Origin of the sequence: Pseudonocardia sp. McavD-2-B (assembly GCF_024124365.1) — a bacterium.
In the GTDB taxonomy this organism is placed as follows: Bacteria; Actinomycetota; Actinomycetes; order Mycobacteriales; family Pseudonocardiaceae; genus Pseudonocardia; species Pseudonocardia alni.
Window position 1 is genome coordinate 1 of record NZ_JAMXSG010000226.1, and the last position, 9,871, is coordinate 9,871.

The 9,871-nt window shown below is 74.1% G+C and carries 8 protein-coding genes and 1 pseudogene; 4 read left to right on the plus strand and 5 right to left on the minus strand.

Annotated elements, in window-relative coordinates; genetic code table 11:
* Positions 1 to 123 precede the first annotated feature (123 nt).
* Together NH602_RS23355 and NH602_RS23360 are read right to left on the minus strand one after the other, a co-directional pair.
* Positions 124 to 1,185, minus strand: a complete 1,062-nt coding sequence (locus tag NH602_RS23355) for a hemolysin family protein (protein ID WP_073574885.1) — start codon at positions 1,183 to 1,185, stop codon at positions 124 to 126.
* Entirely contained in the window at positions 1,182 to 2,543 is a 1,362-nt protein-coding gene (locus tag NH602_RS23360; protein ID WP_174565866.1) for a hemolysin family protein, read from the minus strand. The genes NH602_RS23355 and NH602_RS23360 overlap by 4 nt, the downstream gene beginning before the upstream one ends.
* Before the next feature lie 313 nt (positions 2,544 to 2,856).
* Between NH602_RS23360 and coaA the strand changes: the two genes are divergently transcribed.
* Positions 2,857 to 3,786: a type I pantothenate kinase gene (gene coaA / locus NH602_RS23365; RefSeq protein ID WP_179762738.1), complete on the plus strand. Its 930-nt coding sequence runs from the start codon at positions 2,857 to 2,859 to the stop codon at positions 3,784 to 3,786.
* Here the strand turns inward: coaA and NH602_RS23370 are convergent.
* Entirely contained in the window at positions 3,758 to 4,873 is a 1,116-nt protein-coding gene (locus NH602_RS23370) for a M20/M25/M40 family metallo-hydrolase (RefSeq protein ID WP_253068911.1), read from the minus strand. The two genes, coaA and NH602_RS23370, sit on opposite strands and share 29 nt — an antisense overlap.
* A gap of 77 nt (positions 4,874 to 4,950) precedes the next feature.
* On the opposite strand from NH602_RS23370, the gene NH602_RS23375 reads away from it, so the two are divergent.
* Positions 4,951 to 5,442 carry a MarR family winged helix-turn-helix transcriptional regulator gene (locus tag NH602_RS23375; RefSeq protein WP_083658280.1) on the plus strand — a complete coding sequence of 164 codons (492 nt, stop codon included), beginning with the start codon at positions 4,951 to 4,953 and terminating at the stop codon, positions 5,440 to 5,442.
* 16 nt (positions 5,443 to 5,458) lie between these two features.
* Here the strand turns inward: NH602_RS23375 and NH602_RS23380 are convergent, their stop codons facing one another.
* Positions 5,459 to 6,289 carry a DUF427 domain-containing protein gene (locus tag NH602_RS23380; RefSeq protein ID WP_073574883.1) on the minus strand — a complete coding sequence of 277 codons (831 nt, stop codon included), beginning with the start codon at positions 6,287 to 6,289 and terminating at the stop codon, positions 5,459 to 5,461.
* A 73-nt stretch (positions 6,290 to 6,362) separates the two neighbouring features.
* Positions 6,363 to 8,237, minus strand: a complete 1,875-nt coding sequence (gene asnB / locus NH602_RS23385; protein WP_253068912.1) for an asparagine synthase (glutamine-hydrolyzing) — start codon at positions 8,235 to 8,237, stop codon at positions 6,363 to 6,365.
* 271 nt (positions 8,238 to 8,508) lie between these two features.
* On the opposite strand from asnB, the gene NH602_RS23390 reads away from it, so the two are divergent.
* Together NH602_RS23390 and NH602_RS23395 are read left to right on the plus strand one after the other, a co-directional pair.
* Positions 8,509 to 9,018, plus strand: a complete 510-nt coding sequence (locus tag NH602_RS23390) for a MarR family winged helix-turn-helix transcriptional regulator (RefSeq protein WP_157818225.1) — start codon at positions 8,509 to 8,511, stop codon at positions 9,016 to 9,018.
* Between the two features lie 124 nt (positions 9,019 to 9,142).
* Positions 9,143 to 9,871 (plus strand): annotated as a pseudogene (locus NH602_RS23395) (hypothetical protein); the annotation flags it as partial.

A 9,871-nucleotide genomic window follows, 5' to 3' on the forward strand; every position in this document is an offset into this window, starting at 1 on the left:
CACCGCGACCCGCTCCCGGTGCGCCGCCGCCCGCGCCCGCCACGCGGCGCCGTCGAGGACGGGCACGGCGGTGGTGGGCGCGGACGGGGTCGGCACGGTGTCCGACGGTACGACCCGCCCGGGTCAGGCCGGGGTGCCGGGGGCGTGGGTGGCGTCGCGGACGCTGCCGACGAACGCCTCGGTGAGGTCCTCCATGGTGACCACGCCGACGGTGGTGTCGCGCTCGTCGACGGCGCGGGCCAGGTGTGCCCGGGCCGCCCGCAGCGTCGCCAGCGCCTCGTCCAGGCGGGCCGAGGCCGGGACCGAGGGCAGGCTGCGGACCCGCTGCGGCGGGATCGTCGCCGACTCGGAGTCGGCGAGGTCCAGCACGTCCTTGACGTGCAGGTACCCGGTGAGCCTGCCCTGGGCGCCGCGGATCGGGAAGCGGGAGTACCCGGTCCGCTCCACGGCCTCGGTGAGCGCGGAGACCGTCGTCGACCCGCCGGGGCCCGCGTCGAGGCAGACCAGGTCCTCCAGGGCCACGACGACGTCGGAGACGGTCGCCTCCGCGGAGGAGAGGGTCCGCTCGATCCGGGAGCTCTCGGAGTCGTCGAGCAGGCCCTCCCGGCGCGAGTCGCCCAGCATCTCGGCGAGCTCACCGGTGGTGAACGCGGTCTCCAGCTCGTCGCGCGGGGTCACCCCGACCAGGCGCAGGGTGCCGTTGGCCATCGCGTTGAACAGGTCGATGAACGGGCGGGTGACCCGGGTCCACACCAGGAACGGCGGGACCAGCAGGATCGCCGCGCGTTCGGGGCCCGCGATCGAGATGTTCTTCGGCACCATCTCGCCGAGCATCATGTGCGCGACGACCACGATCATCAGCGACACCGCGAACGCGACCGGGTAGGCGAACGCCTCCGGCACCCCGACGGCGGCCAGCGGCCCGTCGATGAGGTGCGCGACGGCGGGCTCGCCGAGCCGGCCGAGCAGCAGCGAGGCGATGGTGATGCCCAGCTGGGAGGCCGCGAGCATCCGGGACAGGTCGTGCGAGGCGTCGAGCACCCGCCGCGCCCCGGCGGACCCGTCGTCGGCCATGGCCTCCAGGCGGTCCTTGCGAGCCGAGATCAGCGCGAACTCCGCGGCGACGAAGAACGCGTTCACCCCGAGCAGGGCGACGGCGGCGAGCAGTGCGAGCAGGTCGTTCACGCCGGCACCGCCCCGGACGCGGCCGTGCGCTCGTCGGCGCCGCGGGTGACGCGGACCTCGGCGACCCGGTTGCGGTCGCGGCGCAGGACCTCGAGGGTCCACCCGTCGACCACGACGGTGTCCCCGACGTCGGGGATCCGGCCCAGCCGGGCCACGACCAGCCCGGCGAGGGTCTCGTACTCCCCGTGCGGCATCCGGAAGCCGGTGGCCTCGTCGACCTCGTCGTCGCGCATCAGCCCGGACAGTGCCCAGACCCCGTCGCCGAGGCGGCGCACCCGGTTCTGCTCGCCGCGGTCGTGCTCGTCGCGGACGTCGCCGACGATCTCCTCCACCAGGTCCTCCATGGTCACCAGGCCCGCGGTGCCGCCGTACTCGTCGACGACGACGGCGGTCTGCAGCCCGGCCGCCCGCAGCCGGGTCATGAGCTCGTCACCGTCCAGCGACGACGGCACGGTCTCGACCGGCCGGGCCAGGTCCCGCACGGCGGTCTCGGCGCGGCGGGCCGGCGGGACCGAGAACGCCTGCTTGACGTGCACCAGCCCCAGCGGGACGTCCGGGTCGCCGTCCACGACCGGGAACCGGGAGAACCCGGACCGGCGGGCCAGCGCCACCAGGTCGGTCACGGTGTCGGTGGCGTCGATGGTCTCCACCCGCACGCGCGGGGTCATCAGGTCCTCGGCGACGCGGTCGGTGAAGCGCAGCGAGCGCTCCAGCAGCACCGCGGTGCCCGGGTCGATGCTGCCGCTCTCGGCGCTGGCCCGGACCAGCGAGCTCAGCTCGCCGGGGGAGCGGGCCGAGCGCAGCTCCTCGGCGGGCTCGATCCCGAAGCGGCGCACGATGGCGTTGGCCGCGGTGTTCAGGCCGGTGATGAGCCAGCGGAACGCCGCGGCGAACCCGGCCTGCAGCCACACCACCGAGCGCGCCACCTCCATCGGGTGGGCGATCGCGAGGTTCTTCGGGACCAGCTCGCCGAACACCATCGACAGCACCGTCGCCAGGACCAGCGACAGCACGGTGGCAGTGCCCGAGGCGATCCCGGCGGGCAGCCCGACGGCCTCCAGCACCGGCCGGATCAGCTCGGCGACGGCGGGCTCGGCGATGTAGCCGGTGGCCAGGGTGGTGGCGGTGATACCGAGCTGGCAGCCCGACAGCTGGAACGACAGTCCGGCGTGCGCCCGCTGCACCGAGCGGGTCCGCCGGTCGTCGCTGCGGGCCACGGCGGCGTCGATGCGGCTGCGCTCGAGCGCGGTGAGGGAGAACTCCGAGGCGACGGAGACGGCGGTTCCCAGGGTGAGCGCGACGACCGCGAGCAGCCCGAGACAGGAGAGCAGGACGGACACGGAGCTCAGGGCCTCCATCAGGGAGAAACGGTGCACGACGATACGGCGGCTGCGCCCGGCCCGCCCGACGGGAGCTGCGAGTGATCTCACGGCGTCCCGACGGTGATCCGGGCCGCGACCGGGGTCTAGGTTGGTCAGCCATGACCACGGCGACGTCGCCCTCCGCACCGCTCCCCGCGCCACCGGGTCCCCCGGACGGCCGCCGGGGGCCGGTGGCCGGGGCTCCGACCGCGGCGCAGCGGTGAGCGCCCCGCAGCCGACGCCCCCGTCGGAGCGCGCGACCCCCGCGGCCGCGGGGGTCGCGCAGTACGGCGGCCGGCGCAGCTCCGGGCTGGCCCGGGGCAGCGCCTCACCGTTCGTGGACTTCGACCGCCGCTCCTGGGCGCAGCTCGCGTCCTCGACCACGGTGCCGCTGTCGGCCCAGGAACTCGAGCAGCTGCGCAGCTACGGCGACTTCGTCGACCTCGACGAGGTCCGCGAGGTCTACCTGCCGCTGTCGCGGCTGCTCAACCTGCACGTCGAGGAGGGCGGGCGGCTCTACCGGGCCTACCGGCGCTTCCTCGGCTCGGGCGGGGCCCGCACCCCGTTCGTGATCGGGATCGCGGGCTCGGTCGCGGTCGGCAAGTCGACCACCGCGCGGCTGCTGCGCCTGCTGCTGGCCCGCTCCCCGGAGCACCCCGACGTGCAGCTGGTCACCACCGACGGGTTCCTCTACCCCAACGCCGAGCTGCAGGCCCGCGGGCTGATGGAGCGCAAGGGCTTCCCGGAGTCCTACGACCGCCGCAAGCTGCTGCGGTTCGTCTCCGAGATCAAGGGAGGCCGCCCCGAGGTGACCGCCCCGGTCTACTCGCACCTGGTCTACGACATCGTGCCCGACTCCCAGCTCGTGGTCCGCAGCCCCGACATCCTCATCGTCGAGGGCCTCAACGTGCTCCAGCCCGCGGTCGCGGGCGCGCTGACCGTGTCGGACTTCATCGACTTCTCGGTCTACGTCGACGCCGCCACCGCCGACGTCCGCCGCTGGTACGTGGAGCGGTTCCTGCGCCTGCGCGAGACCGCGTTCCGGGACCCGCAGTCGTTCTTCCGCCGCTACGCCGAGCTGGACCACGACGCGGCCGTCGCCCGGGCCGAGCACATCTGGGCGACGATCAACCAGCCCAACCTGGAGCAGAACGTGCTGCCCACCCGCTCACGGGCCAGCGCGGTGCTGACCAAGGGGCCGAACCACGACGTCACGCGGGTGCGGCTGCGCAAGCTCTGACCAGCGCCGGGACCAGGGCGTCGGCGGCCTCGCCTACCCGGGCCGCGGAGCAGGTCTCGTCGGTGACGTGCGCCAGCTCGGGGTCGCCGGGCCCGTACACCAGCACCGCCGGGTCCCCGAGCGCCGGGACGAGCACCGACGCGTCGGTGAAGTAGGACGCGAACGCCGCCGGCCCGCCGTACCCGAGCGCCGTCGCGGCCGCGGCCGCCCGCGGGTCGGCCGGGTCGGTCCCGACGGCGGGCAGGTCCAGGCGGACCTCGACGTCCGGGACGCCGCGGTGGGAGGTGGCGGCCAGCGCGGCGCGCGCGATCCCGGCCACCTCGTCGCGGGCGGTGGCGGCGTCGAGGCCGGGGACCAGGCGCAGGTCGACCTCCAGCTCGGCGCGGTCGGGCACCAGGTTGGGCTGCAGCCCGGCGTGCAGCGTCCCGGGGTTGGCCGTGGCGGCGCCGTGCGTCGCGCTGACGGGCCAGGTGTGGTCGTGCAGCGCCGCCGCGACCCGGCCGAGCGCGACGAGTGCGTTGTCGCCCAGCTCGGGGCGCGACCCGTGGGCGCCGACCCCGTGCTGCACCAGCCGCAGCCACAGCACGCCCTTGTGGCCGTGCAGCACCCGGTTGGCGGTCGGCTCGGCCACCACCAGCAGCGGTGACGGCTCCAGGCCGGCGAGCAGGCGGGCGCCGTCGCCGCCGGTCTCCTCGCCGAAGGTGAACACCAGCTGCAGCGGGGTGGCCGGGTCGCTGCGCAGCGCCGCGACGACGAGCGCCGCGACCCCGGCTTTCATGTCGGTGCTGCCGCGCCCACGCAGCCGCCCGTCGACGACGTCACCGGCGTGCGGGTCGAACGACCAGCCCGCCGGGTCGGCGGGGACGGTGTCGAGGTGCCCGGTGAGGGTCACCGGCGGGCGGCCGTCGCCGCGGCGCGCCACCAGGTTCGCCCGCGCCGGGTCGGCCGGGTCGGGCTCGGTCCGCACGGTGAAGCCGCCGTCGTCGAGCAGGCCGGCGAGCAGGTCGGCGGCCGCGCGCTCCCCGCCGCCCCGGGTGTCGAGGGTGATCAGCGAGCCGGCGAGTGCGACGGGGTCGGGGGTCTCCATCTCCGCGACCCTTCCACGACCCCGCCGCCTCCGAGGGCCGATGCCATTGCTCATCACTTCTTTGGCAGAATGGGGCGATGGGTGAGGGATCGGGCAGCGAGTCCGGCGGCTCCGGCGGCACCGTGGTGTCGAGCCGCTTCGAGACGAGCGACGACGAGGTGGCATCCCGGCTGCGGCTGGCCGTGGGCCGGCTGAACCGCCGGATCCGCATCGACGGTTCCGAGTCGTTGCCGCCGTTGCAGCTGTCGACCCTGGTCACCGTCGAGCAGCACGGCCCGCTGCGCCTGTCGGAGCTGGCCCGCCGGGAGGGAGTGACCGCACCGACGATGTCCCGGGTGCTGTCCGCGCTGGACGACCAGGGCATGGTCGAGCGGGCGGCGGACCCGGGCGACGCCCGCGGCGTGCTCATCTCGATCTCCGCCGACGGACTCGACCGGCTGCGCGAGGTCCGTAGCCAGCGCACCGCGCTGGTCGCCCGCCGGCTCGACCGGCTCGACGCCGCCCAGCGCGCCGCGCTGGAGGCCGCGCTGCCCGCGATCGAGGCCCTGATCGTCGCCGACGACGACTGAGCGCTGCCGGATCCCCTCAGGCCTCGGCGCCGTCGACGGTGACCACGACCCGTGAGCCGTCGTCCCGGCTGCCGCCCGCGACGGACCGCAGTCCCGCGACCCGCGCCGACTCCGGCAGCGGGTCGGGGTAGTGCCAGAACACCTCGGCCAGCCGGGTCCCGCCGGGCAGGTCGGCGTGCTCGTAGTGCGCCTCGCCCTTGTAGGGGCAGCGGGTGCGCAGCCCGCTCGGCGTGGTCGGGACGGCGACGTCGGCGGCGGGCAGGTACCAGCGGTTCGGCAGCCCGGTCTCCGACAGCACCCACGGGTGCTCCGAGCGGGCCAGCACCGTCTCGACGCCGTCGGTCGCGACGTGGGTGACCACGACCTCGCGGTGGGTCGGGCGCACGTCGACCCGGGTGTAGGGGTCGGTGAGGTGGGCGAAGACCTGCTCGTCCTCGTCGTACCAGGCGTCGGCGGCGTTCCAGTACACCGCGGCGAGCCCGCGCAGCCAGGATGCGGCCGCGACGGGCTCGGGGTAGTGCCAGACGGCGTTCTCGGCGGTCCGGTCGCCCACGACGAGCGACCGGTAGGACGCGTCGCCCTTGAACGGGCAGTGCGTGGTGTGGCCGGTGGCGACCAGCACGTCCTGGTCGAGGTCGGTCTCGGGGACGTAGAGCACGGGCAGCAGGTTCGACTCGTGGACGAGGAACCCACCGCGGGTGTCGAGCACGGTGCGCCCGGCGAACTCCGCCCGCACCCGCCTCGGGAACGGATGCATGAGCAGCTTGTGCGGCGGGCCGTCGATCGCGTAGTTCACCGTGGTCGGCGCGTACGGCGACAGCGGGCCGTCGGTGCGGGTCAGTCCCATGTGGCCTCACCTCGTGGGTGGTCGTGCGGGTCGGTACTCACACAACCACCCACGGGGCGAACCTGCCACGGGGCTACAGCGAGAGCTGCACGTCGTAGTCGCCGATCCAGGTGTTCAGGTCGATGATGCGCTCCAGCTGCATCCGGCGGCCCATCGAGTTGGCCTCGTGCCCACCGCCCTCGTCGAGCCGGCGCCGCACCGCCGCCCGGTCCACCAGCGGCGCGACGGGCGCGTCGTCGCCCTGCCCGACGATCTCGGCGACCTGGTCGCGCAGCGACTTCTCGTAGGAGTCGTCCTGGGTGGAGGGGTAGGGGCTCTTGACCCGCTGCACCACCGACTCGGGCAGCAGGTCGGAGGTGGCGTGGCGCAGCAGCGACTTCTCGCGCCCGTCGAAGGTCTTGTGCGCCCACGGTGTGCCGAAGACGTACTCGACGAGGCGGTGGTCGCAGAACGGGACCCGCACCTCGAGCCCGACGGCCATGCTCATCCGGTCCTTGCGGTCCAGCAGCACCGGCAGCCAGCGGGTCAGGTAGAGGTAGCAGATCTCGCGCATCCGGCGCTCGTGCGGGTCGTCGGCGGCCGGGCCGGTCAGCTCCGGCACCTCGGCGAGCGCGGCCCGGTACTGGTCGTCGAGGTAGCCGGGGACGTCGAGCTTGTCCCACAGGGCCCGGTCGAACAGCCCGGGGTCGGACTGGTCGGCGTTCATCATCCGCCCGGCCAGCCAGGGGAAGGTGTCCGCGGCGACGGTCTCCGGGTCGTGGAAGTCGCGGTAGCCGCCGAACACCTCGTCGGCGGACTCCCCGGACAGCGCGACCGTGGACTCCGTGCGGATCGCGGAGAACAGCAGGTACAGCGACGAGTCCATGTCGCCGATGCCGGCGGGCAGGTCGCGCGCGTGCACCGTGGCCCGGCGCACGGCCGGGTCCATCATGTCCTCGGTGCGCAGCACGATGTCGCGGTGCGCGGTCCCGACGTACTCGGCGACCTCGTGCACGTAGGGGGAGTCGGGGGTGCCGCGGGCGTCGTCGGCGACGAAGTTGTCGGCGTAGCCGACGAAGTCCACCGCGAAGGACCGCACGGTGCCGTCGACGTGCTTCGCGGCCAGCGCGGTGAGCGCCGAGGAGTCCAGCCCGCCCGAGAGCAGGGTGCACAGCGGGACGTCGGCGTAGAGCTGGCGCAGCGCGGTGTCCTCGAGCAGCTCGCGGACGTGGTGCACGGTGGTGTCGACGTCGTCGGTGTGCCCGGTGTCGGTGAGCTCCCAGTAGCGCTCCTCGCGGACGCCGCCGTCCCGCGAGACCCGCACGATGCAGCCGGGCGGGACCTCGCGCATCCCGCGGAACACCGCGTTGGACATGTCGGAGACGAACGCCAGCGCCCGGCGCAGGCCCTCGGCGTCGACGACCCGCTCGGCCTCGGGGTTGGCCAGGATCGCCTTGGGCTCGGAGCCGAACAGCACCCCGTGCGGGGTGGGGTAGTAGTACAGCGGCTTGATGCCCAGGCGGTCACGCACCAGCACCAGCTCGTTCGTGCCGGAGTCCCACAGGGCGTAGGCGAACATGCCGTTGAGCCGGCGGGCGACGTCCCGTGGGTCCTTCGCGCCCCACTCGCGGTGCGCCCGCAGCACGACCTCGGTGTCGCTGGAGGTCCGGAACCGGTGCCCGGCGGCGGCGAGCTGCTCGCGCAGCTCGCGGAAGTTGTAGGTCTCGCCGGAGTAGACCATGTGCAGGGCGGGGGCCCCGCCCTCGTCGAGGGTCATCGGCTGGCGGCCGCCCTCGATGTCGATGACCGCGAGCCTGCGGTGGCACAGCGCCGCCGGACCCTGGGCCCACACGCCCTGCTGGTCCGGTCCGCGGCAGGACATCGTGTCGTTCATCGCCGCGAGGGTGCGGGCGTGCTCGTCCGCCCCCAGGTCGTGTCGGTAGTCGATCCAGCCGCAGATTCCGCACACGGTTGAGCGCCTCCTCGATCTCGTGGCCCGGGCCGCGCCGCCCGGTAAGATCGATTGCAACGCTAATGATTGCGGGACGCAACATGTAGGTAACACGAGGCGGGCACTCCGTCCGGTAACGGGCGGTTCGTCCAGCGCTTTCGACGACGGGCGTCGCTGATCACACTCGTTCGGCGGAGCATCGTTGCGTGAAGGCGCACGAACCTTTCGATCCGCTTACGTGATTGCGATCGTCAATGTTGCAGTCCGCAACGTGTGTAGCATGCGAATCATGACGGAACGTCCGATTGGCCCGATTGACGACGACGCAACCGTGGCGACCGGCGGTCTCGCCACGGCGACCCAGGACCCGCTGCACTCGCTGGAGAAGCAGATCACGCTGCTGGTCCGCCGCACCATGGAGTCGGTGTGGTCCCACGGCTACGGCGCGAACGACGCCGTGGACCGCTACACCTACCCGGTCCTCATGCTGCTCGACGACGAGGGCGCCCTCTCGCTCACCGCGCTGACCGGCAAGCTGGGCGTCTCCAAGCCCACCGCCAGCCGCCAGGTCTCGCGCCTGTCGCGGGCCGGCCTGGTCGACGTGTCCCCGCACGAGCGCGACCCCCGCTCGGTCAGCGTCACCCTGACCCCGGCCGGCCTCGCCGCCCGGGAGCAGGTCCGCGAGGCCCGCCTGGCGCCGCTGCGCGAGGTCATCGCGCACTGGCCGACCCACGACCGCGACTCCCTGGCCGAGCTGCTCGACCGGTTCAACACCGACCTGGACCTCTTCGTGCGCTGACCCCGCTGCACCCGCCCGCGCGCGCCCCCGTGCACCCGCTGCTCCGCCGGGCCCCACCCGGGTGATGCGATAGTGGGCAGTCCGGGTGGCCGCACCCGGAGCGAGTTCGGGGGTGAGGACGGGCGTGGACGCGCTGGTGGCGCTCGTCGCCGGGGTTCTGGAGGGTATCCGCGGGCTCGGTGTGCCGGACGTGTGCCCGGGGGACTGGGCCTGGTCGGTCACCGCGCTCGGCGTGCTGACGGGGCTGCTGCCCACCGCGGGTGCGGCGCTGGTCGCGCTGCTGCGCCGGGGGATCGGCTCCGGGTCCTCGTCGGGCTACGGCTCGGCCGAGTCCGTGCTGCTGGCCGGGATCGGAGTGCTGTCGGCGGGCCTGCTCCCGCTGGCGGTGTTCGTCGGGGCGGGCGGGGTGTTCAGCCGTGCCACCGCCGGCGTGCCGGCCGTCCCCGGGCTGAGCCCGTCGGCCACCTCGTCGATCCGGGTCGAGACCTGCAGCGTCGTCGGGACCCAGAGCAGCTACCTGGGCCGCGGCACCGTGGCCGGGTCCATCGGCGGGGACGTCGTCACCTCGGTCACCTCCGTCGCCCTGCTCGGCGTCGTGCCGCTGCTCGCGACCGTGCTCGTCGCGGTCCAGGCGCGCACCGCGTTGCGTCGCGGGCCCCGCTGGCCCGCCAAGTTCTTCTGGCTCCCGCTGTTCGCGCTGATCGTGCTGACCGGCGGGGTCCCCGCGGGCACCGCCGAGCACCTGTGGGTCGGCGTCCTCGCCGCGAGCCTGGCCGGGGTGCTGATCGTCCCGCTGTTCCCCGCACCGTCGCGGGCGACGGTCGAGCGGATCCGCGCCGGGCGCGACGCGCCG

What these genes read in the sequence shown, in the direction of transcription:
- NH602_RS23360 (WP_174565866.1), bottom strand. Translation starts at nt 2,543, where the DNA reads ATGGAGGCCCTGAGCTCCGTGTCCGTCCTGCTCTCCTGTCTCGGGCTG.
- NH602_RS23370 (WP_253068911.1), bottom strand. Translation starts at nt 4,873, where the DNA reads ATGGAGACCCCCGACCCCGTCGCACTCGCCGGCTCGCTGATCACCCTC.
- NH602_RS23375 (WP_083658280.1), top strand. Translation starts at nt 4,951, where the DNA reads ATGGGTGAGGGATCGGGCAGCGAGTCCGGCGGCTCCGGCGGCACCGTG.
- NH602_RS23380 (WP_073574883.1), bottom strand. Translation starts at nt 6,289, where the DNA reads ATGGGACTGACCCGCACCGACGGCCCGCTGTCGCCGTACGCGCCGACC.
- NH602_RS23390 (WP_157818225.1), top strand. Translation starts at nt 8,509, where the DNA reads ATGACGGAACGTCCGATTGGCCCGATTGACGACGACGCAACCGTGGCG.